The organism is Frigoribacterium sp. Leaf164, from assembly GCF_001423665.1.
Classification (GTDB): Bacteria; Actinomycetota; Actinomycetes; order Actinomycetales; family Microbacteriaceae; genus Frigoribacterium; species Frigoribacterium endophyticum.
On sequence record NZ_LMOX01000002.1, the window covers coordinates 39,016 to 59,737 of the forward strand.

21 protein-coding genes are annotated in these 20,722 nt (G+C 75.8%); 14 read left to right on the forward strand and 7 right to left on the reverse strand.

Annotation, left to right across the window (positions count from 1 at the left end; all coding sequences use genetic code 11):
- Positions 1–48 precede the first annotated feature (48 nt).
- Positions 49–885: an exodeoxyribonuclease III gene (locus ASF82_RS07780; protein WP_056056065.1), complete on the reverse strand. Its 837-nt coding sequence runs from the start codon at positions 883–885 to the stop codon at positions 49–51.
- A gap of 153 nt (positions 886–1,038) precedes the next feature.
- Here ASF82_RS07780 and ASF82_RS07785 point away from each other — a divergent pair, with 153 nt between their 5' ends.
- Genes ASF82_RS07785 through ASF82_RS07805 form a run of 5 tightly spaced genes read left to right on the forward strand, consistent with a single transcriptional unit; the run spans position 1,039 to position 5,925 of the window.
- Positions 1,039–1,287 (forward strand): hypothetical protein, encoded by a 249-nt coding sequence (locus ASF82_RS07785; RefSeq protein ID WP_156369998.1) that lies wholly within the window; start codon positions 1,039–1,041, stop codon positions 1,285–1,287.
- Positions 1,272–1,904: a GntR family transcriptional regulator gene (locus ASF82_RS07790; RefSeq protein WP_056056069.1), complete on the forward strand. Its 633-nt coding sequence runs from the start codon at positions 1,272–1,274 to the stop codon at positions 1,902–1,904. Before ASF82_RS07785 ends, ASF82_RS07790 begins: the two co-directional genes overlap by 16 nt.
- A 54-nt stretch (positions 1,905–1,958) precedes the next feature.
- A complete protein-coding gene (locus ASF82_RS07795; protein ID WP_056056071.1) occupies positions 1,959–3,260 on the forward strand; it encodes an O-antigen ligase family protein in 1,302 nt (433 codons plus the stop codon).
- Positions 3,257–3,808 carry an orotate phosphoribosyltransferase gene (gene pyrE, locus ASF82_RS07800; RefSeq protein WP_056056073.1) on the forward strand — a complete coding sequence of 184 codons (552 nt, stop codon included), beginning with the start codon at positions 3,257–3,259 and terminating at the stop codon, positions 3,806–3,808. The genes ASF82_RS07795 and pyrE overlap by 4 nt, the downstream gene beginning before the upstream one ends.
- A complete protein-coding gene (locus ASF82_RS07805; RefSeq protein ID WP_056056075.1) occupies positions 3,805–5,925 on the forward strand; it encodes a septum formation family protein in 2,121 nt (706 codons plus the stop codon). The genes pyrE and ASF82_RS07805 overlap by 4 nt, the downstream gene beginning before the upstream one ends.
- Before the next feature lie 27 nt (positions 5,926–5,952).
- Here the strand turns inward: ASF82_RS07805 and ASF82_RS07810 are convergent, their stop codons facing one another.
- Positions 5,953–6,765: an HAD-IIA family hydrolase gene (locus ASF82_RS07810; protein ID WP_056056078.1), complete on the reverse strand. Its 813-nt coding sequence runs from the start codon at positions 6,763–6,765 to the stop codon at positions 5,953–5,955.
- Positions 6,766–6,875: 110 nt separating this feature from the next.
- Here ASF82_RS07810 and ASF82_RS07815 point away from each other — a divergent pair, with 110 nt between their 5' ends.
- From ASF82_RS07815 to ASF82_RS07840, 6 genes are all read left to right on the forward strand, one after another.
- The gene (locus tag ASF82_RS07815) at positions 6,876–7,121 is read left to right on the forward strand and encodes an acyl carrier protein (protein WP_056056082.1); all 246 of its coding nucleotides are present in this window, start codon (positions 6,876–6,878) and stop codon (positions 7,119–7,121) included.
- Complete coding sequence (locus ASF82_RS07820; RefSeq protein ID WP_056056084.1) at positions 7,118–8,137, forward strand: 3-oxoacyl-ACP synthase III family protein; 1,020 nt, start codon at positions 7,118–7,120, stop codon at positions 8,135–8,137. The genes ASF82_RS07815 and ASF82_RS07820 overlap by 4 nt, the downstream gene beginning before the upstream one ends.
- Before the next feature lie 88 nt (positions 8,138–8,225).
- Complete coding sequence (locus tag ASF82_RS07825) at positions 8,226–8,459, forward strand: phosphopantetheine-binding protein (protein ID WP_056056085.1); 234 nt, start codon at positions 8,226–8,228, stop codon at positions 8,457–8,459.
- On the forward strand, positions 8,456–9,205 hold the full coding sequence (locus ASF82_RS07830; protein ID WP_056056087.1) for an SDR family NAD(P)-dependent oxidoreductase: 750 nt from the start codon (positions 8,456–8,458) through the stop codon (positions 9,203–9,205). Before ASF82_RS07825 ends, ASF82_RS07830 begins: the two co-directional genes overlap by 4 nt.
- On the forward strand, positions 9,202–9,873 hold the full coding sequence (locus ASF82_RS07835; RefSeq protein ID WP_056056089.1) for an acetyltransferase: 672 nt from the start codon (positions 9,202–9,204) through the stop codon (positions 9,871–9,873). Before ASF82_RS07830 ends, ASF82_RS07835 begins: the two co-directional genes overlap by 4 nt.
- Positions 9,870–10,892 carry a 3-oxoacyl-ACP synthase III family protein gene (locus tag ASF82_RS07840; protein ID WP_056056091.1) on the forward strand — a complete coding sequence of 341 codons (1,023 nt, stop codon included), beginning with the start codon at positions 9,870–9,872 and terminating at the stop codon, positions 10,890–10,892. The genes ASF82_RS07835 and ASF82_RS07840 overlap by 4 nt, the downstream gene beginning before the upstream one ends.
- 78 nt (positions 10,893–10,970) lie before the next feature.
- Here ASF82_RS07840 and ASF82_RS07845 read toward each other — a convergent pair whose 3' ends face one another.
- Entirely contained in the window at positions 10,971–12,431 is a 1,461-nt protein-coding gene (locus ASF82_RS07845; protein ID WP_056056093.1) for a polysaccharide biosynthesis tyrosine autokinase, read from the reverse strand.
- Positions 12,432–12,491: 60 nt separating this feature from the next.
- Here ASF82_RS07845 and ASF82_RS07850 point away from each other — a divergent pair, with 60 nt between their 5' ends.
- On the forward strand, positions 12,492–13,823 hold the full coding sequence (locus ASF82_RS07850; protein ID WP_082514483.1) for a glycosyltransferase family 4 protein: 1,332 nt from the start codon (positions 12,492–12,494) through the stop codon (positions 13,821–13,823).
- Positions 13,824–13,833: 10 nt separating this feature from the next.
- Here ASF82_RS07850 and ASF82_RS07855 read toward each other — a convergent pair whose 3' ends face one another.
- Positions 13,834–15,582, reverse strand: a complete 1,749-nt coding sequence (locus ASF82_RS07855; RefSeq protein ID WP_156370000.1) for a nucleoside-diphosphate sugar epimerase/dehydratase — start codon at positions 15,580–15,582, stop codon at positions 13,834–13,836.
- Between the two features lie 206 nt (positions 15,583–15,788).
- On the opposite strand from ASF82_RS07855, the gene ASF82_RS07860 reads away from it, so the two are divergent.
- Both ASF82_RS07860 and ASF82_RS07865 read left to right on the forward strand, forming a co-directional pair.
- Positions 15,789–16,451, forward strand: a complete 663-nt coding sequence (locus ASF82_RS07860; protein WP_056056098.1) for an RNA methyltransferase — start codon at positions 15,789–15,791, stop codon at positions 16,449–16,451.
- Positions 16,452–16,519: 68 nt separating this feature from the next.
- Positions 16,520–16,936, forward strand: a complete 417-nt coding sequence (locus ASF82_RS07865; RefSeq protein ID WP_056056100.1) for a DUF3151 domain-containing protein — start codon at positions 16,520–16,522, stop codon at positions 16,934–16,936.
- A 10-nt stretch (positions 16,937–16,946) separates the two neighbouring features.
- Here the strand turns inward: ASF82_RS07865 and ASF82_RS07870 are convergent, their stop codons facing one another.
- Genes ASF82_RS07870 through ASF82_RS07880 form a run of 3 tightly spaced genes read right to left on the reverse strand, consistent with a single transcriptional unit; the run spans position 16,947 to position 20,499 of the window.
- Positions 16,947–19,034, reverse strand: coding sequence for a YhgE/Pip family protein (locus tag ASF82_RS07870; protein WP_056056102.1), 2,088 nt, complete (start codon positions 19,032–19,034; stop codon positions 16,947–16,949).
- Positions 19,031–19,807, reverse strand: a complete 777-nt coding sequence (locus ASF82_RS07875; protein ID WP_056056103.1) for a hypothetical protein — start codon at positions 19,805–19,807, stop codon at positions 19,031–19,033. The genes ASF82_RS07870 and ASF82_RS07875 overlap by 4 nt, the downstream gene beginning before the upstream one ends.
- Entirely contained in the window at positions 19,804–20,499 is a 696-nt protein-coding gene (locus ASF82_RS07880; RefSeq protein ID WP_235491228.1) for a TetR/AcrR family transcriptional regulator, read from the reverse strand. Before ASF82_RS07880 ends, ASF82_RS07875 begins: the two co-directional genes overlap by 4 nt.
- Positions 20,500–20,722: the final 223 nt, after the last annotated feature.

Here is a 20,722-nt window from a genome sequence, read left to right on the forward strand (position 1 = left end):
CGTCTGCCCTGGCCCGCCGATCGTGCGGTCAGCCCGGCGCGCGCGGGGTCAGAAGATCATGGGCCGGTCGTCGTCGAGCTCCGTCTCGAGCTCGAGGTCGACCACCACGGGCACGTGGTCGCTCGGGGCGTCGCCCTTGCGCTCCTCGCGGTGGATCGCCGCCGCGGTGACGAGGTCCGCGAACGCCGGCGACCCCATCACGAAGTCGATCCGCATGCCCTCGTCGCGCGGGAACCGGAGCTGCTTGTAGTCCCAGTACGTGTAGCCCTCCGGCACGAGGGGCCGCACCACGTCGCGGAGGCCGACCCGCTCGAACTCGGCGAAGGCCGCCCGCTCGGGCTCGCTGACGTGGGTGTGCCCCTCGAAGACCGCGACGTCCCAGACGTCGGCGTCGAGCGGCGCCACGTTCCAGTCGCCCATCAGCGCGAGGGGCAGGTCGGGGCTCTCCTCGAGCCACCCGCGGGTGCGGTCGGCGAGCTCGGCGAGCCAGTCGAGCTTGTAGGCGTAGTGCGGATCGCCGAGCTCCCGCCCGTTGGGGACGTACAACGACCACATCCGCACGCCCTCCACCGTGACGCCGATGGCCCGCGCCTCCTTCGGCTGGTCGGGCCCTTCCTGGCCCTTCAGGAACCCGGGCTGGCCGGGGAAGGTCACCTCGACGTCGTCCATGGGCAGCCGGCTCGCGAACGCGACGCCGTTCCACTGGCTGAGGCCGTGCAGCTCGACCTCGTAGCCCGCCTCGCGGAAGGCCTCGTACGGGAACTGCTCCGGCTTGCACTTGATCTCCTGCAGGCCGACGACGTCGACGTCCTCGCGGACGAGCCAGTCGACCACCCGCCCTGCTCGGGCGCGGACGGAGTTGACGTTCCAGGTGGCGACACGCATGCGCCCACGCTAGCGGCGGGCGTGCCGATCGGTACGGGAGGCCCCCGGGGAGGCGCGGTGGCGGCCCCCCGGTCCAGACCGGTCCGACCCCGGCTCACAGCAGAACAAAAGATTTCACGTGACGGCGTGGCGAACGCCCGCTACAACGGTGACATGACAGCACAGGAGCGACAGGTGTCGCCGGGCCCCGCCGGGACGGTCGACGAGAGGCTGGCCCGGGTCGCGCAGGGGGTGGTGCGGGTCCAGGACTTCTTCTGGCCGCCCCTCACGCTGGAGGTGCTGGAGGCGTGCACGTCCCGGTGGCTGCGCTCGCGTGACGCCGGCGACGGCCCCGGCTGCGACGGCGACGGCGGCCTCGACCGCGGCGCGGACGAGGGGGGTGCGCCGTGCCCGTCCCGCTGACGCCCCGACGGATCCCGAAGCGCGACGACGCCGCCGGCCGGGCCTACGGCGAGCTGCGCGACGCCCTTCTCTCCGGCGCCCTCCGGCCCGGCGAGCGGATCGACCTGGGCGCCGTCGCGCACTGGCTCGACATGTCGCGGACCCCGGTCGACCACGCCATCACGAGGCTGTGCACGGACGGTCTCGTGACCGTCGAGCCCTACCGGGGCACCTTCGTCCGGCCCGGCGATCCGGAGCGGTTCGAGGCCACGGCGCAGGTGCTCGACATCGTCCACGACGCCGTGCTCGCGACGGTGGGGGCCGCCCTGGCCCCCGCCGAGCGGGAGCGCCTCCTGGAGCTGACGGCGGCCGCCGCGTCCGCCGCGGCCGACGAGGCGCCCGAGCGCCACGACCGGTGGCTCCTCTTCATGGCCGACCTCGCCGGCCGGGTCGGCAACGACGTCCTCGCCTGCGAGGAGGCCCGGCTCCGGATGCTCGTGCAGCACGCCCGGGTGGGGGCCCCGCCCGAGGTGCTGACGGAGCACGCGAGGCGTCGCGTCGAGTCCCTGCGGGCCCGGGGTGCCGGGTGGCTCGGCGGAGCGCGGCTCGACGAGGACGGAGCGCCACTCCTGTACTGACACATCACATTCAGAATCCCGGGCTATCATCGGCGGACCGATCCCGGAGGTCCGATGTCCCGCACGAGCCAGACGTCGGCGTCGTCGACCCCGCCCGGCGCGCCGTCGCCGAGGTCGTCCCTCCGCGACCACGTCGTGGCGGCGCTCTGCTCGGCGGTCCTGGTCGTCGGCGGCGTCAAGGGCAGCCCGGCCCTCGCGGCGGTGCCGGTCGACCTCACGGTCGCCCTCGCCGCTGCCCTGTGCATCGGGGCGGCGTTCCACCTCGCGCCCCGCCTCCGGGTCGTCCGGGTGCCCCCGGGCGCCGTCCTCGTCGTCGTCGCGCTCCTCCCCGGAGCGCTCGTCGAGGTGCCGCAGGGCTACCAGGGCGCGAAGCTGGCCGGGATGGCCCTGACGCTCGTCGTCGTGGCGACGAGCGTGGTGCTGCTCTCGACCCGTCGGCGGCGGAGGCTCTGGCTCGCCTGGACGGCGGGGTGGGGGCTCGCGACGGTGGCCGCCCTCCAGGTGCTCCCGCGCGACGAGTCGCAGTGGGGGCGAGCGGCGCTCGAGGGGTCGAACACCATCGCGGCGGGGCGGGCGACCGCCACCGCGGCGCTGATCCTCGGGGCCGCGCTCGTCCTGCCCGGCCGGAGGCCCCGCCTGCGCCTGCTCGCCGGCGCGGCCGCGGCCGCGCTCGCCGCCGTCGCGACCGGCTCGCGGGGCCCCGTGCTCGCCGCGGCCGTCGCCCTGGTCGTCGTCGCGCTCGTCGTGCGGGAGGGGCGCCGCCGCCGGCTCGGGGGGCTGGCCGTCGCCCTGGTCGCGTCCGGCGTCGGCGTCGTCGTCAGCGACTCGCCGGGCGCCGACCGGCTGGGGCTCGTGCTGACGGGCGAGGTGACCGGCGCCGAGGGGCGGCTCCCCCTCTGGCGGGCAGCGTTCCGGGCGCTCCGGGACGGGGGCCCGGGCGGCACCGGGTGGGGCGGCTTCGTCACGGTGCTCGGGGAGTCCGAGGCGGTCCCCGGCTCCGGCGACCGTCAGTACGCCCACAACCTCGTGCTCGAGGCGTTCGTCGAGGGCGGCTGGCCGGCCGGCGCGGCGGTGCTCACGGTCGTCGTCGCCTCCCTCGTGCGGCTGCTGCACCACGCACGGCGCGGCGCGGAGGGAGGCGGCGTCGACGGGGTGGCCGTCGTCCTGCTCGGGGTCGCGGTGGCGGCGGTGCTCAACGCGTCGGTCTCCGGAGACCTCTCGGGCAACCGTCTCGCCTGGGTCGCCCTGGCGCTCGCCTGGTCGGGGCCCCCGGGCGGGCGGCCGGATCCGCGCCGCCGAGGGTCGACGACCGCCGGGCGCGCTCGGAGCCACCTGCTCTACGCTGGTCAACCGTGACCGACGCACGCACGCAGCTCATCCAGTTCATCGGCTCCGAGGCCGTCTTCCACGGCGACTTCACGCTCACGAGCGGCAAGAAGGCGTCGTACTACATCGACCTCCGGAAGGTGAGCCTCGACCACCGCGTCGCGCCCCTGATCGGCCGGGTCATGGTCGACCTGATCGACGAGGTCCCCGACGTCTTCGCCGTCGGCGGCCTCACGATGGGCGCCGACCCGATCGCCGCCGCCGTGATGCACCAGGGCGTGGCCCTGGGCAAGGACTACGACGCCTTCGTCGTCCGCAAGGAGCCCAAGGACCACGGCCGTGGTCGGCAGGTCGAGGGCCCCGACCTGGCGGGCAAGCGCGTGGTCGTGCTCGAGGACACCTCGACGACCGGCGGCTCGCCCCTCACTGCGGCCCGGGCCCTCGAGGCCGTCGGGGCCGAGATCGCGGCCGTCGCCGTCGTCGTCGACCGGAGCACCGGAGCCCGTGAGGTGATCGAGGCGGCCGGCTACCCCTACTACGCGGCCATCGGCTTGGCCGACCTGGGGCTGGAGCCGTGACCGACGATCGGCCCGGGCGCGACGAGGCGCCCGAGCCCGACGACGCCAGCGACTGGCTCGCGGCCCAGTTCGACGGCGAGGGCGTGCCGACCGACGAGGAGCTCCCGCCGGAGGGCGGCACCTCGACCGACGGGGGCGACGAACCCGACCTGCCCGACGAGCCCGTCGTGAGCCCCGAGCCCGACGCGGCGACGACCGCGCTCTCGTTCTCCTCCCAGGCCGACGCCGTCCCGACCGAGGCGCCCCGCGCCCCGCTCGCCGTCCCGCCGCCGCCCGCGGCTGGCGACGACGTCCCGCGGAGCGGAGGCCATCCCCTGGCGCTCGACCTGGGCGCCCTGGCTGGCACCGTCCCGCCGGCGACGCCTTCCGGGCCCGTCTCCGGGAGCGAGCCCGGCGGAGAGCACGAGCCGCAGCCCCAGCCCGAGTCCGCGCCCGAGCCCGGCCCCGACGGAGCCGCCGAGGTCCCCGGCCCGTTCACCGCCCTGCTCGCGGCGGCCCCGGCTGCGGGCTCCGCGCCTCCCGCGTCCTTCGACTGGGAGGCCCTGCCGCCCGCCTCGGCGCCCGCCGGCGAGGCCCCCGAGGAGTCGCGGGTCGAGACCGACCTGCCGACGCGCGCCCTCGAGGTGCCCGCGACCCCGCTCCCCGGGGCGGCGGCTGCGGCGACGCCCGAGCCCGAGCCCGAGCCGGAGCCGGAGCCGGAGCCGGAGCCCGAGCCCGAGCCCGCCCAGGACGCCGCTGGCTCGACCGCCCCCTGGTGGGTCGAGGAGCACCACGAGATGACCCGCCGCGAGCGTCGCCTCGCCGAGGCGGCGGGTGTGGCCGTGCCTCCGGCGCAGCCCCTCTCGTCGCCGCCGCCGCCCCCGCCGCTGCTCGACCACGACGGCGCCCCCGCCCCGTCCGCCGCGACGGTCGTCCAGCCGGCCGCGTCGGCGCCGGTCGTCGAGCCCTCGTTCACTCAGATCCTCGGCATCGTGCCGCTCGCGGCCGGTGCCGCCGAGCGTGACCCGTCCGGCGACCCGGGCGCCCTCGACGACGTCCCCGGCGAGGTCGAGTCCGACGCCGGCCGTGACGACCCGGTCGTCGAGGAGGTCCCCCTCGAGGTCGAGCGTCTCGACGCCGAGACGCTCGACGCCCCCGGTGCCGACGACGCGGTCACGAGGTCGTGGTCGCTGGGCGGCGACGACGTCGGGCACGACGAGGCCGAGCGCGGCGAGACCACGCCGGCCGACCTCGGGGGCTCGGCCTCGGCCACGCCTCCCGCGGCCGCCGCCTCCGGGTTCCCGGAGCCCTACCGCCCGCCCGTGCCCCCGTCCGCTCCCGCCGAGCCCGTCGAGCGCGCGCGCACCGCGCCGCCCGAGGCCGCGGGCGAGCTCCCCGGCCTCTCGTTCGGGGCAGGGGCAGGGGCTGGTGCTGAGAGCCCGGCCCGCGCCTCCTCGGCCTGGGTGCCGCCGACGGCGGCGGGTGCTCACGACGAGCGCCGCGGGCGCCGGGAGCCCGCGGGCCGACTCGCCGCGGTCGTCGGGTCGCCGCGCGGGCGACTCGTGCTCTTCGTCGTCGGCGCCGCGGTCGTCGTCGTGCTCGCGCTCGTGGCGCTCTTCTTCCTCGGGCGCTCGCTGTTCTCCGGCGACTCGGCCTCCGCCGACCCCGCCGCGACCAGCGAGCCCGCCTCGGCACCGACCACGGTGACGGCGGACCCGGCCCCCGTCGAGGAGCCCGCGGCCGCGACCGGACCGCTCCCGGCGGGCAGCCACCCCTGGAGCGACCTGCAGGGCGGAGAGTGCTTCTCGTCGTTCGAGGACGCGTGGCAGCAGGACTACGACGTGGTGGACTGCGCGGCCCCGCACGTCGCCCAGCTGGCGTCGCAGGGCGCGCTGCCCGGCGACGCCGGGGCGCCGTGGCCGGGCTCGGAGACCCTGCAGAACCAGATGTCGGTGCTGTGCACGTCGCCCGAGGCCCTCGACCTCACGGCCGCCGGGGCGTACCGCGACGTCCAGTTCGTCGCGAGCTGGCCGGTCACGGCCGCCGACTGGGACGCGGGCGACCGCACCTACTCGTGCTTCGTGACGCGCTCGAGCGGCGAGCCCTTCACCACGAGCCTCGCGCCGACGGCGGGCTGACGCCCCAGCCGGGGGCGTCGACGGCGCCTAGAGCTCGGAGGGGACGACGTCGCTCTCGAGCGGCTCGGCCCGGACGAGCTCGTGCACCCCGCTGAGCACCTCGTTGGGCCGGAAGGGGTACCGGTCGATCTCGGCCTGGTCGCTGATGCCGGTCATGACGAGGATGGTGTGCAGCCCCGCCTCGATGCCGGCCATGATGTCGGTGTCCATCCGGTCGCCGATCATCGCGGTGTTCTCGCTGTGCGCCCCGATGCGGTTCATCGCCGACCGGAACATCATCGGGTTCGGCTTGCCCACCACGTAGGGCGTCTTGCCCGTCGCGGCCTGGATCATCGCGGCGATGGCGCCCGTGGCGGGCAGCACGCCCTCGGCGCTCGGCCCCGTCGCGTCCGGGTTCGTGACGATGAAGCGGGCCCCGGCCCGGATCAGCCGCACGGCCTTGGTGATGGCGTCGAAGGAGTAGTTGCGGGTCTCGCCGACCACGACGTAGTCCGGGGCCGTCTCGGTCATGATGAACCCGGCCTCGTGCATCGCGGTGGTCATGCCCGCCTCGCCGATCACGAAGGCGGAGCCGCCGGGCATCTGCGACCGGCAGAAGTCGGCCGTCGCGAGGGCCGAGGTCCAGATGCGCTCCTCGGGCACGTCGAGGCCGGAGGCGCGGAGGCGCGCGGCCAGGTCGCGCGGCGTGAAGATCGAGTTGTTGGTGAGGACGAGGTACGGCGTGCCCTCGTCCTGCCACTGCTGGATGAGGTCGGCCGCCCCCGGCAGGGCGTGGTTCTCGTGCACGAGCACGCCGTCCATGTCGGTCAGCCAGCACTCCACGTCGCTTCGATCAGCCATGGCGACACCTTACTGATGCCCGGTGGGCCCGTGCCCAGCGGCTCGGGGGCATCTAGGCACAGTGCCTCCAGGGGGCTACACTATGTTTCACATGTCACCGGAGGAGAACCATGCACACGTCCGACCTGCTCGACACCCTCGCCTCGGCGGCCCTCATCGACCGGGAGCGCGTCCGGCCCGGGGTCGCGCTCGCCGACCTCGGCTGGGACTCCCTCACCGACGTGACCCTGATCGTCGAGCTCGAGGTCGGGCGCGGGCTCGTCGTCCAGCCTGCTGACCTCGCGGCCTGTCGGACGGTCGACGACGTCCTGGCGGTCGTCCGCGCCGCCGGCCCGACGGTCGACGGCGCCCCGTGACCGCACCCGTCCACGCCCAGCTGGCCGCCCTCTCGTCGTACCTCCCCGAGGCCGTGCTGACGGACGACGACCTCGCCGCCCAGCACCCCGGCTGGGACGTCGCGCGCGCTGCGGCGAGCACCGGCGTCCACGCCCGGCACGTCGCGGCCCCGGGGGAGTGGACGTCGCACCTCGCGGCGTCCGCCGTCCGGCGGCTGCTCGCCGAGCACGACCTCGACCCCGCGAGCGTCGACGCCCTGATCGTCTGCACCCAGAGCCCCGACCTCGTCCTGCCCGCCACGGCCTGCCTCGTCCAGGAGCGCGCGGGCCTCGGCTCCCACGTGGCGGCCCTCGACGTCTCCCTCGGCTGCTCGGGCTGGGTCTACGGGCTCGCCCTCGCGCGGGGCCTCGTCGAGACGCGGCAGGCCGAGCGCGTGGTGCTCGTCACCGCCGACGCGCTGACGCGCCTCGTGAACCCGGGCGACCCGCAGCTCCGGGTGCTCTTCGGCGACGCGGCGACGGCCGCCCTCGTCACCGGGGGCGCCGAGGGCCCGCGGTTCCTCGGCGCAACCTTCGGCACGGACGGGCGGGGGGCCCGACACCTGCTCGCGGTCAACGGCGGCCTCGCGCCGGGGGAGGAGCGCGCGCCGGGGTCGTCGCCGGAGGCGCGGGGCCTGACGCCGTCGGGCCGGGACGTCTACATGGACGGCCCCGAGGTGTTCGCCTTCACCCTGCGCACGGTCCCGGGGGCCCTCGACACCTGCCTGCGGCGGGCCGGGCTGACCGTCGACGACGTCGACCTCTTCGTCTTCCACCAGGCCAACGCGGTGATGCTGGAGAGCCTCCGGCGCCGCATCGGCCTCCCCCCGGAGAAGTTCGTCGTCGACCTCGCCACGACGGGCAACACGGCCTCGTCGTCCGTGCCGCTCGCGCTGCAGGCCGCCGTCCGCGCCGGGCGCGCGGGGCCGGGCGACCGCGTCGCCCTCGTGGGCTTCGGCATCGGCTACTCGTGGGCCGCCGTCGTCGTCCAGCTCTGAGAGCTACCGGTCGGTCGACCCGCCTGCTAATGTATCAATTGCACATCAGCCATGTCCCCACGCGGGGCTCGACCCGAAGGGCCCTCCCGTGGAGACCTCCGACCTGCTCGCCCTCGTCCACGACCTCGTCGAGGCCGACGACAGCGCCACGGCGCTCTCGCTCGACGACGAGCTCGACGACCTCGGGTGGGACTCCCTCTCGAACGTCGAGTTCATCGCCCGGGTCGACGTCGCGCTCGGCGTCACGGTCGACGCGCAGCGCCTCGCCGACTGCACCACCGTCCGCGACCTGCACGACCTCACCCTCCCGTCCGTCGCGTGACCGCGTCGCCCGCCCCGCTCGTCCTCGTCACCGGCGCCTCGTCGGGCATCGGGCGGGCCACCGCGCTCGACCTCGCCGCGAGGGGCCACCGGATCGCCGCCGCCGGCCGTGACGTCGACCGGCTCGCCGCCGTCCTGGCGGAGCTCCCGGGCGAGGGCCACGCCTCCTGGGTCGCCGACCTCGCCGAGCCCGACGCCTGCAGCAGCCTCGTCGACCGCGTCGTCACCGAGCAGGGGCCCCTGAGCGGGCTGGCGCACTGCGCCGGCGTCCAGGCCGTCCAGCCCGTCCGCGCGTCGTCGGCCGAGCTGGTCGACCAGATGCTGACGATCAACGTGCGGTCGGCGCTGCAGCTGACGCGGGCCTTCCGTCGGCGGTCCTGCCGGGTCCAGGGCGCCTCCGTCGTCCTGGTCTCGTCGGTGCTCGGCCTCGTCGGCCAGCCCGGTGCAGCCGCGTACTCGGCCTCGAAGGGGGCCGTCGTCACGATGACCAAGTCGTTGGCGCTCGAGCTGGCGCGGGAGTCCATCAGGGTCAACTGCGTCTGCCCGGGCACCGTGGTGACGCCGATGATCGACCAGCTGCGGCGCGCCATCGGGCCGGAGGGGCTCCAGCGGGTCGTCGACGCCCACCCTCTCGGCCTGGGCCGCGCGGAGGACGTCGCGGCCGCCGTGCGCTTCCTGCTCTCCGACGACGCGAGGTGGATCACCGGCAGCTCGCTCGTCGTCGACGGCGGGTACACCGCGCGATGACCCCGTCACCGTCCGCCTCCGGCGCCGCCCGTCTTGTCCTCGTCGGGGCCGGGGGCGCCGGCCACGAGGTCGCCGCGATGATCTCGTCCGCGGTCGGCTGGCGTGACGCACGGGGCATCAGCGACGTGGTGTTCGTCGACGACGTCGCCCGCGGGCCGGGCGTCGTCTCGACCGTCGAGGCGCACGTGCCCCGGCCCGGCGACCTCGTCCTCTGCACCATCGCCGACCCGTCCGCCCGGCGCCGGGTGACGGGGGCGCTCGCGGAGAAGGGCGCCGTCTTCACGACCTTCGTGCACGAGACCGCCATCCTCCTGGCCGGGGCGGAGCTCAGCCACGGATCGGTGCTCTTCCCCCACGTGGTCGTGTCGACCTCGACCCGCATCGGCCGTCACGCCCTGCTCAACACCGGGGCCCTCGTCGGCCACCACGTCGTCGTCGGCGACCACGTCTCCGTCCACGGGTACGCCCAGCTGCTGGGCGCCGTGACGGTCGGCGACGGCGCGGTGGTGGGCAGCTCGGCCACCGTCCTGCCCCGGGCACGCGTCGGGGCCGGTGCGACGGTCGGGGCCGGGAGCGTCGTGCTCCGACGGGTCGCGCCCGGCGACACCGTCTTCGGCAACCCGGCGGTCGTGGTGACGCCCGCCGGCCGCGCGGCAGGGCGACCGTGACCGCGCCGAGGCGGTTCGCCGCCCTCCGAGCGGTGGCGGGGCACGTGCCCGACACCGTCGTCGACAACGCCCGGCTCGATGCTGAGCTGGCCCCGGTCAGCGTGGCGAAGATCGCGGTGAAGACCGGGATCGACAGCCGCCGCGTCGTCGCGCCCGGCGAGACGACCGCCGATCTCGCCGTGGCCGCCGCCGAGGCCCTCTTCCGCGAGCAGGGGCTGGAGAGAGCGAGCATCGACTTCGTGCTGCTCTGCACCCAGACGCCCGACTACGCCATGCCGTCGACCTCCTGCCTCGTGCAGGACCGCCTGGGCCTGCGCACCGACGTCGGCGCGTTCGACCTCGGCATGGGCTGCTCGGGCTACGTCTACGGCCTCGGCGCCGCGTCCGCGCTCATCGACTCGGGGCAGGCCGACTCGGTCCTGCTGCTCACCGCCGACACCCTGAGCCGCTACGTGAACCCCTCCGACGCTCCGCTCCGCACGATCTTCGGCGACGGGGCCAGCGCGACCCTCGTCGCCGCGTCGGCCGGGTCGCCGACGTTCCGGGGCTTCAGCTACGGGACGGACGGCTCCGGCGCCCGGCACCTCATCGTGCCCACCGGCGGCCTCGCCGACGGCGATCGTCTGGCTCCTGCGGCGTCGCCGGGGGCGCGGGGCCTCGAGAGCAACGGCCACGACCTCTTCATGGACGGCGCCGAGGTCTTCGGCTTCGCGCTGCGGGCGGTGCCGCGAGCGATCGCGGAGACCCTCGCCCGCGCCGATCTCACCCTCGACGACATCGACGCCGTCGTGCTGCACCAGGCGAACGCCTTCATGCTCGAGACGCTGCGACGCAAGCTCGACCTCCCGACGGAGAAGTTCGTGGTGGAGATGAGCGACGTGGGCAACACGACGTCCTCGTCGATCCCCCTGGCCCTGGCGGCGGCCCTCCGGACGGGCCAGGTCCGCCCGGGCATGCGGCTCCTCCTGGTCGGCTTCGGCGTCGGTCTCTCCTGGGGGGCCGTGGTCGTCGACCTCTGACGCCCGCTGAGCCAGGAGGAGGATCGACGCCGCGCCCCCGTTCGTCAGCGCGCATCCAGAACGGGTCGGGCTGGACCGTCAGGCACGGCGCTCGTCGTCGGCCCGGCGCGGTGCCGCCCGGCGACCGCGGGCGCGACGCTCGGAGCCCGTGGAGGCGGGGCTGGTCACCAGGGGCTCAGACGCCGCCGAGACCGGCGCGTAGGGGGCGCTGTAGGCACCTCCCCGGCCGACCGGGTGCATGGTGAGGACGACGCCGACCACCCGCGTTCCGATGCGGTGCAGGTGGGCGAGGGCCTCCTCCAGGCGGGCCCTCGGGGTGTGGCCGAGCGCGGCGACGACGAGGGCTCCGTCCGCGACGTGGCTCAGGACGGCGGCGTCCGTGACCGGCAGCAGCGGGGGTGCGTCGAAGAGGACGTAGTCGTAGGTCGCCCTCAGCTCGACCAGGAGCTCGCGCATGCGCGTCGAGCCGAGCAGCTCGCTCGCGTTCGGCGGCACCTGGCCCGCGGCGACGACGTCGAGGCCGTCGCGGCCCCAGGGCTGGGCCACGTCGCGGAGCCCCGCCCGGCCGATGAGGACGTCCGTCAGGCCCGCGGCGCCCTCCAGCCCCATCATCTCCGCGAGGCGTGGCCGGCGGAGGTCGGCGTCGACCAACGCCACCCGGGCGCCGGTCTCCGCCAGCGTCACGGCGAGGTTCGCGGTGGTCGTGGTCTTGCCCTCGCCGGGCAGCGCCGAGGTCACCACGACCACGCGGGCGTCGCTGCCCGCGTCGGCGAACTGCAGGCTCGTCCGGAGCGAGCGGTACGCCTCCGCCCGCGTGCCGCGGGGGTCGTGCTGCACGGTCAGCGGGCGGAGCTGGGCGTCGGGGTCGTGGAGCGTCGCCCCGAGGACGGTCTCGCCCGCCGCCTCGACGTCGTCGCCGGAGCGCACCCGGGTGTCGAGCAGGTGCCGGGCGAGGGCGCCCAGGTAGCCGACGGCGGCGCCGAGGGCGAGGCCCAGGGGCAGGTCGCGGGAGGTGCGGGGCGAGACGGGCGCGCTGCTCGCGACCGCGGGCTCCAGCACCTCGAGGCCGACGAGGCTCGCCCCGCCGTCGGGCGAGGCCTCGAGGCTGCCCACCACGACGTCGCGGAAGCTCTCGCTGACCGCGTCGGTGATGAGGGCCGCGCGGGCGGGGTCGGTGTCGCGGACGCTGATGGTCAGGACGACGCTGTTCGCGGCCACCGTCGCGGTGACGGCCTCGGCGAGCTCGCTCGTGCTCATCGGCAGGGCGAGCCGCAGCACGACCGGCTCGAGCACGCGCGAGCTGGTGACGACGTCGGTGTAGCTGCGGACCTTCTGCTGCGCGGCGGCGCTGCCCTGACCGACCTCGATCGCGGTGCTCGTGCTCGTGCCGCGCACCGAGACGAAGAGCTGCGTGCTCGACTCGTACACCCGCGGGGAGGCGCCCGAGACGACGGCCGTGACCGCCAGCCCCAGCAGGGTCACGAGGGCGACGAGCCACCAGGAGCGGCGCAGGACGTGGAGGTGGTCGGACAGGGACATCGGCTCTCGCTCCGATCGGGTGCGGACTCTCGACGGCGGGCCGAGCAGTCGGTATTGTACATGTGCAACATCACAGGCGGGGGAGTGCCCACGACCTGCCGTCTCCGTCGGAAGGCCGTCGTGCGCGTCGTCTACCTCCACCAGTACTTCCTCACCCCCGCGCAGGCCGGCGGGGTGCGGTCGTTCCACGTCGCGACGGCCCTCGCGCGTCGCGGGCACGACGTCCACGTCGTGACGGCCACGCCGCCCGTCGACGCGGCCCCCGCGAGCGCGCACGGCGCTGACGCCGACGAGGTCCACGACGGCGTGACGGTCCACCGCCTCCCCGTCGACTACGCCGCCGCCATGGGCGACGGACGCCGCATCGTCGCGTTCGTCGCCTTCGCCCTGCGCTCCTCGCTGCTCGCCCGGTCGCTCCGCGGCGACGTGGTCGTCGCGACCAGCACCCCGCTGACGATCGCCGTGCCGGGCATCGCGGCGACCCTCCTCCGCCGGGCGCCGCTCGTCTTCGAGGTGCGTGACAGCTGGCCCGAGGTGCCCATCGCGATGGGGGCACTGCGGCACCCCCTCCTGAGGGCGGCCGCGCGCCTCCTCGAACGCGCGGCCTACGCCTCGTCGTCGACCGTGGTGGCCCTCTCGCCCGGCATGGCCGACTCGGTCGTCCGCGCGGGTCACCCGCGCGACCGCACCGTGGTCGTGCCGAACATGAGCGACCTCGAGCGGTTCGACCCGGCCCGTGCCCGGCCGGAGGCCTTCACGGGCCGCCACCCGCGCCTCCTCGGGCGTCGCCTGGCCGTCTACTGCGGCACCTTCGGGCGGGCCAACGGGCTCGACCACCTGGTCGACGTCGCCGTGGAGCTCGACCGGCGGGGCCACGACCTGGTCGTCGTGCTGCTCGGGGCGGGGGCCGAGAAGGAGGCGGTGCGCGAGCGGGCGCGCCGGCTCGGGGTCCTCGACCGGTCGCTCGTCGTGCTCGACGCCGTGGCCAAGGCCGACCTGCCCGACGTCCTGGCGGCGTCGACCGTCGCGCTCAGCTCGTTCGCCGACGTACCGGCCCTGCGGGCGAACAGCGCGAACAAGTACTTCGACGCGCTCGCCGCGGCGCGGCCCGTCGCGGTCAACGTCGGCGGCTGGCAGGCGGAGGCGCTGGTCGAGACGGGCGCGGGCCTGCAGCTCGACCGTGACCCCGCCCGTGCCGCGCGTGCCCTAGCCGACTTCGTCGACGACGCCGCCGGGCTCCGGCAGGCCGGGCGGGCGGCCCGGCGGCTCGCGGAGGAGCGCTACGCGCAGCCCCTGCTCGTCGCCCGGCTCTGCGACGTCGTCGAGTGCGACGCTGCGGCCGCCGCGTCCCCTCCGGGTCGGAGCCGAGGCCGTTCGGCCCGCCGCGACTAGGCCGTCCCGCTCAGGCCGTCGCGACGCGGCGCTCGCCCGCGGGGGGAGGGCCGTTCGTCATCGACCGGACGTCGAGGTCGTCGGCGGCGAGGGGCGGCACCACGGTGTGCGAGATGAGCGGGTGGACCGGCCGCTCGTCGACCTCGCCGACGCCGGTGAGCTCCTCGTGGAGCTTCTCGCCCGGGCGCAGGCCGGTGAACACGACCTCGACGTCACGCCCCGACAGGGCGATCATCCGCTCCGCGACGTCGAGCACCCGCACGGGTTCTCCCATGTCGAGCACGAGGACCTCTCCGGGCCCGCCGATGGCCCCGGCCTGCAGCACGAGCTGGCAGGCCTCCGGGATGGTCATGAAGAACCGCGTCGCGTCGGGGTGCGTGACCGTGAGGGGCCGGCCCGCCGCGATCAGGTCGCGGAACAGCGGCACCATGCTGCCGCGGCTGCCCAGGACGTTGCCGAACCGCACCGAGAGGTAGCGACGGCCGCTGGCCTGGGCGGCGTGCGCCGTGAGCCGCTCGGCCACGCGCTTCGAGCGGCCGAGCACGCTGGTGGGGTTCGCCGCCTTGTCGGTCGAGATGGTCACGAACGTCTCGACGTCGACGGCCTGCGCGGCCTCCAGCACGTGGAGCGTGCCCATCACGTTGGTCTGCCAGGCCTCGCCGGGGTACTGCTCGAGCAGCGGCAGGTGCTTGAGGGCTGCGGCGTGGAACACCACCTCGGGGCGACGGGCCCGGAAGACGGCTCCGAGCGCCACGGGGTCGCGGATGTCCGCGAGGACGACCTCGCGGGTGTCGAGCAGGCCGTGGCCGGCGAGGGACACCTGGACCGACTGCAGGGCGGTCTCGTCACGGTCGAGGAGGATGAGCTCCGCCGGGCCGAGCGCCGCCAGCTGGCGGCAGAGCTCGCTGCCGATCGAGCCGCCCGCGCCCGTGACGAGCACGCGACGGCCCCGGACGCTCGCGGCGACGGCCGCGACGTCGGTCTCGACCGGGCGTCGCCCGACGAGGTCCTCGAGCGAGACGTCACGGAGGTCGGTGACGCCCGACCTGCCCTCGAGGATCTCGTCGATGGTGGGGACGGTCAGCACGCGGAGGCCCGCCGATTCGCCGTGGTCGGTCAGCTCGCGGACCAGGGCGGCGTCGGCCCGGGCCATCGCGAGCACGAGGGTGCCGGCGCCCGTGCGGGCCGCGGCCTCGGCCAGCACCTCGCGCCCGCCGAGCACCTTCAGCCCCGCGATCCGCATGCCGTGCGTGGCCGGGTCGTCGTCGAGCAGCGCGACCGGGCGGTGGCGGCAGCTCGGGTCGGTGAGCATCCGCCGGACGACGTGCTCGCCCACGGAGCCCGCACCGAGCACGAGGGCCGGCGTCGGAGCGCCGCGGGGGCGGAGCCGCGCCTCGAGACGGCCCCGGAGGAGCGCCCGGGCCGAGCCCATCGCGAGGGCGGCGACGCCGAGCGCGACGAGGGGCAGGGCCGGCGGCCAGTCGATCCACGGGCCGAGCCGGGAGGGCGAGACCAGGGGCAGGAGCGAGACCGCGGCCGCGGCCACCGCGGCGCAGGCGACGAGGCCGCGGGCCTCCGCGGCGCTGCCGGCGACCCACCGGGGGCGGTAGAGGCCCCAGGCCGTGCCCACGGCGAGCTGTACGACGGCGGCTGCGCCGGCGCAGGCGGCGACGTGCGGTGCGGTGCCCGGCCCGACGAGGTCGACGAGCAGCGCCACGGTCGCGACGGCCACGAGCCAGGCCGCCGCGTCGGCCGCCACCAGCGCTCCGCGGACGGCGGCGGCGCTGCCCGGCCAGCCGTGACGCGGAGGGGGAGAGGGGTCGAGGTCGGTCTCGCTGATGGGGCACCTCTGCGGGTCGGGCCGGCGCTCGTCGATCGGCTCGAGCAGGGTAACATTCCACGTGTCACACGTGCAATGACCGATCGGTCTGCGGGCCACGGCACCGGCCGACGTACCCTGGGGTCGTGCCCGTCGACGACCCGCGTCCCTCCCCGCTCCCGGACGACCCCGACGAGCCCCGTCTCGCCCACGGCGTCGGCCCGTGGCCCGGGGGCGAGGCCGCCTGGCCCGACGACCCCCGCTACGACCGCGAGCTCCTCCGTGACGGCGACTCCCGCAACGTCGTCGACCGGTACCGTTGGTGGAGCATGGAAGCGATCGTCGCCGACCTCGACGAGCACCGGCACCCCTTCCACGTCGCCGTCGAGAACTGGCAGCACGACATGAACATCGGCTCCATCGTGCGCAGCGCGAACGCCTTCGCGGCCGACACCGTGCACATCGTCGGTCGCCGCCGCTGGAACAAGCGCGGCGCGATGGTGACCGACCGCTACCAGCACGTGGTCCACCACCCCGACGTCGAGACGTTCGTGGCCTGGGCACGCGACCACCGCCTCCCCGTGCTCGGCGTCGACAACGTCGAGGGGTCGGTGCCCGTCGAGACGTTCGACCTGCCCGAGCGCTGCGTGCTGCTCTTCGGCCAGGAGGGCCCGGGCCTCAGCGAGGAGGCGGTGGCCGCCTCGGAGGCGCTGCTCGCGATCTCGCAGTTCGGCTCGACCCGCAGCCTGAACGCGAGCGCGGCGGCGGCCGTGGTCATGCACGCCTGGGTGCGGCAGCACCGCTTCTGACCCGCGCCGCGGCGGGCCGGGGGGAGTCGCGGGCCGGGTCGTCCGGCAGCACGGGCTACCGTGGGGGCATGCCCTCCCAGAACCTCCTCGGCGTGCCCGAGACGCTGCTGCCCGCCGAGCCCGACGTGCTCGCCGACCTCGGGTCCCTCGAGCTGGCCGAGGTCGTCGTGGCCCACCCGACGTCGTCGCTGGCCTGGGCGCTGCTCAGCGACGAGGCCGCCGCGCGCGGCGCCGACCTCGAGGCCTACGCCTACGCCCGCGTCGGCTACCACCGCGGTCTCGACTCGCTGCGCCGGGCGGGCTGGCGGGGCCAGGGGCCCGTGCCGTGGTCGCACGAGCCCAACCGCGGCGTGCTGCGCTCGCTCTGGGCCCTCCGCCGCGGCGCCGCCGCCATCGGCGAGGCCGACGAGGTCGAGCGCCTGACGACCTTCCTCGACGACGCCGACCCGGCCGCCGCTCCGGCGCTGGAGGCCGAGCGCGCCTGAGGCCCGGCCGCTAGCCGATCAGCGACGGCCGCAGGTCGCGCAGCGTGCGGCGACGGGTCATCCGCCGCGCCGCGAGCAGCGAGAGCAGCAGCGCGCCGAGGCCCCACAGGGCGAGGACGCCCGCGTCGCCCCAGGCGGTGGCCGTGCTGCCGCCGTACATCAGCTGGCGCAGGCCGTCGGTCGCGTAGCTCATCGGCAGCACGAAGTGCAGGGCGGCGAGCGGCGCCGGCAGCGTCTGCCACGGGAAGGTGCCGCCCGCGGTCACGAGCTGCACGACCATCAGCACGAGGCCGAGGAACTGCCCCACGCTGCCGAGCAGCACGTTGAGCGTCATGATGATCGCCGCGAACGTGACCGAGGCGAGGGCCATCAGGCCGATGGTCGCCCAGGGGTGCACGACGTCGAAGCCGAGCGCGAACCGCACGATCGTGAAGAGCGCGAGCATCTGGACGACGCCGAGCAGCGCGGGGGCCGCCCAGCCCGCCACGACCACGCGCCCGGGGGCGCGCACGGCCGTGACGGCGCGCTTCGAGAAGGGCTTGACGATCAGGAACAGCGCGTAGATGCCGATCCAGGCCGCGAGGCTGATGAAGAACGGCGCGAGCCCCGCGCCGTAGGTGCCGGCGCTCGTGACGGCCTGGTCGGAGACGGACACCGGGTCGCTGATGGCCTCGGACTGCGCGTCGCGGGTCTGCTCGGTGCTCGCGGGGATCTCGCCGAGGCCGGTCTGCAGCCCGTCGCGGAGCTGCGTGGCGCCCGTGTCGAGGGTGCCGAGGCCCTCGCGGAGGCTCACCGTGCCGTCGCTGAGGGTGTGCAGCCCGCTGGAGAGCCCGGCGGCGCCGGTGTCGAGCGTGCCGAGCCCCGTGGCGAGCGTGTCCGCGCCCGTCGCGGCGGACGCGGCGCCCGTGTCGAGCTGGCGCGCCCCGGCGGCGGCGTCCGAGATGCCCGTGGCGAGGGCCGGGGCCTGCACGTCCAGCGCCGCGGCGCCGTCCGAGACCTGCCGCGCACCGGTGGCGAGCTGCCCGACCTGGGCGTCCAGCCCCTGCACCTGGGCGTTCGCGTCGCTCAGCGACTGCGAGAGCGGGGCGAAGTAGCTCGCCACCTCGGCCGCTGACGCCGCCGCCTCCTCGGGGGTCTGGCCCTGCCCGACGAAGTACTCGACGAGCTGCTGCCCGATCGCCTGCTGCGTCGCCGGGGCGGCGTCGATCGCGGCCTGGCTCGCCGTGGCGGCCTGGGCGACGCCGGCGGCCAGGGCCTCGTTCCCGTCGGCGACCTGGTCGGCGCCGGTCGCGAGCTGGTGTGCGCTGCCCGGCAGCGTCGACGTCGCGGTCTCGAGCTGGTCGAGCCCGCTCGACAGGGTCGAGGCGCCGGCGCTCAGCTGGTCCGTGCCGTCGGAGAGCGCCCGGGCGCCCGCCGCGGCCGACGAGGCCCCGGCCGAGAGCTGGTCGGCTCCGGCGGACGCGTCCGAGGCGCCGGTCACCAGCTGGTCGGTGCCCTGCTCCGCGGAGACGACGCCGCCGACGAGCTGGTCGGCACCGTCCGCCGCGTCGCCGAGCGACGTCCGGATGTCGGCGAGCCCGACGAGCAGCTGGGCCGCCGCCTCCTTGCCGACCTTCTCCGTCACCGAGGCCCGGATCGTCTTGCCGGCCTGGCCGGCGATCGTCGTCGCCAGGTAGCTGTTGGTGTCGTTCGTCGCGAGGGTGATCTGCGCCCGGGTCGGGTCGTCGGTCGTGGCGCTGGTGAGGTCGGCGCTGAAGTCGCGCGGGATGGTGAAGGTGAAGTCGTACGTGCCGTCTCGGAGGCCGGCCGCGGCCTCCGCGGCGCTGACCGTGTGCCAGTCGAAGTCGCCGCCGTCGACGACCTCGTCGGTCACCTCGTCGCCGTAGTTCGTCGCCGTGCCGTCGACGGTCGTGCCGGCGTCGTCGTTGACGAGCGCCGCGGGCACCTGGTCGAGCTTCGCGTACGGGTCCTGGTTCGCCCAGAGGTAGAGGCCGCCGTAGAGCAGCGGCACGGTCATCAGGGCGACGAGGGCGAGGCGGGCGAGCCCGGTCGACGTGAGCCGCTGCAGCTCGGAGCGGACGAGGGCGATGATCTTCACGAGCGGGGGCTTCCTGGGGTCGGGGCAGCGGTGTCGTCGTCGGGACGGGCGGCGGGGTCGTCGTCGGGACGGGCGTCGAAGTGGGTGTCGGAGTCGGCGCCGGGCGCGGTCTCGGTGTCCTCGTCCTCGCCGGGCGCGGCCTCGGCGTCGTCGTCCTCGTCCTCGCCGAGGTCCGGGGCGGGCAGGGCGCGGACGGTCGCCAGGGCGGCGACGCCGGTCACGGTCAGCACGACGACCCCGCGGCGGGCCAGGTCGTGCACGACGCCGAGCCAGGCGGCGACGTCGCCGCCGTGCCGCTCGGGGCTGGTGAGCACGAGGCCCTCCACGCCCGGGCGCAGCAGCGCCAGCTCGCAGAGCAGCCGGACGCGCAGCTCGGTCGGCAGCGACGCGAGTCGGGTGCGGCGGTGCTCCGTCAGCCCGACGACGTCGAGGAACTCGGCGACGGAGGCGCGGTCGGCCCGGTGGCCGGCCAGCGCCAGCTCCTCCCGGGTCACCTGCGCCACGGTCAGCGTGCTGAAGGGCTCGGCCACCGTGGGGGTGTCGACGAGGGCGAAGGAGGCGCGGACCGCGTCGGCGTCCTCGCTCCCGTCGAGCGTCACCCGGCCGCGGTCGGGGGCCATCCGCCCGCCGGCGACGAGGGAGGCGAGCGTGGGGGCGCCCTCCGTCTCGACGGCGACGAAGCCGGGGGCGCGGCGGTCGGCCACCACCGAGACGGCGGGGAGCGGAGCGCCGGGGCCGTCGCCGAGGGCGACCTGGTCGAGTTCGAGTCTCATGCGGAGGGCTCCGGGGTCGGGGTGGGGCGGGGGTCGGCGGTCGAGGGGTCGGCGGGCGGCGGTGCGAGGGCCAGTCCGGGCGTCGCCCTCACCAGCTCGTCGGCCTCGCGCCAGCCGAGCCCGACCATGGCGAGCACGGCGAGCATCACGAGGCGGTGGCCCTCGGCGCGGTCGAGGTCGCGGCCGGTCGCTTCGTCGAGCACCGTGAGCGCAGCGCCCTCGACGAGCCGGGCCAGCGTGTCGACCGCGATGTCGTCGCGCATGCGCCCGTCGGCGACGCCGCGACGCACGGTCTCGCGGAGGAAGGCCCGCAGCGGCGCCAGCGCGCCGCCCACCTCGGCGGCCAGGGGCCCGCGCACCGTCAGCTGGGCCAGCACGCGCACGTGCTCGACCTCCGACCACAGCCGCGCGCCGAGGGCGGCGAGCTGGACGACCGGGTCGTCGACGTGGTCGGGCAGCGCGGCCACGCCGATGCGGGCGGCGCCGCGCAGGGTGACCTCGCGCACGAGGTCGTCGCGGGTCGCGAAGTGCCCGTAGACGCTGCGACGCGACAGGCCCGCCTCGGCGGCGATCGCCTCGAGGGGGGCGGCGGCGTCGACGTTGAGGAGCCGGACCGCGGCGGCCATCAGGGCCTCGCGGTTGGCGGCGGCGTCGCGGCGGGGGGCTCGCGGGGTCTGCTCGGTCGTGGTCACGAGGTCCATCGTACGATCTTGCACACTGCTGTGCAAGATCAGATCGTGGACGCGGCGACAGGGCAGGGACATGCCCCCAGTTGGCGGGGTGGGTGGATGGCCACCGAGGCGCGTCCCGCGGGCGCGTCCGCGCCTCCTCGGGTCTTCGTGGGGCTCTGACCTGGACTTTCCCTCGAGGCGTGTCCTCCTTTCGGCCGACCCGGGTCCATGCGTTCGCATTGTC

Coding starts and splice junctions, on each gene's coding strand:
- ASF82_RS07850 (WP_082514483.1), top strand. CDS start 12,492: ATGTGCAACATCACAGGCGGGGGAGTGCCCACGACCTGCCGTCTCCGT.
- ASF82_RS07780 (WP_056056065.1), bottom strand. CDS start 885: ATGCGTGTCGCCACCTGGAACGTCAACTCCGTCCGCGCCCGAGCAGGG.
- ASF82_RS07875 (WP_056056103.1), bottom strand. CDS start 19,807: ATGAGACTCGAACTCGACCAGGTCGCCCTCGGCGACGGCCCCGGCGCT.
- ASF82_RS07865 (WP_056056100.1), top strand. CDS start 16,520: ATGCCCTCCCAGAACCTCCTCGGCGTGCCCGAGACGCTGCTGCCCGCC.
- ASF82_RS07795 (WP_056056071.1), top strand. CDS start 1,959: ATGTCCCGCACGAGCCAGACGTCGGCGTCGTCGACCCCGCCCGGCGCG.
- ASF82_RS07835 (WP_056056089.1), top strand. CDS start 9,202: ATGACCCCGTCACCGTCCGCCTCCGGCGCCGCCCGTCTTGTCCTCGTC.
- ASF82_RS07845 (WP_056056093.1), bottom strand. CDS start 12,431: ATGTCCCTGTCCGACCACCTCCACGTCCTGCGCCGCTCCTGGTGGCTC.
- ASF82_RS07815 (WP_056056082.1), top strand. CDS start 6,876: ATGCACACGTCCGACCTGCTCGACACCCTCGCCTCGGCGGCCCTCATC.
- ASF82_RS07810 (WP_056056078.1), bottom strand. CDS start 6,765: ATGGCTGATCGAAGCGACGTGGAGTGCTGGCTGACCGACATGGACGGC.
- ASF82_RS07785 (WP_156369998.1), top strand. CDS start 1,039: ATGACAGCACAGGAGCGACAGGTGTCGCCGGGCCCCGCCGGGACGGTC.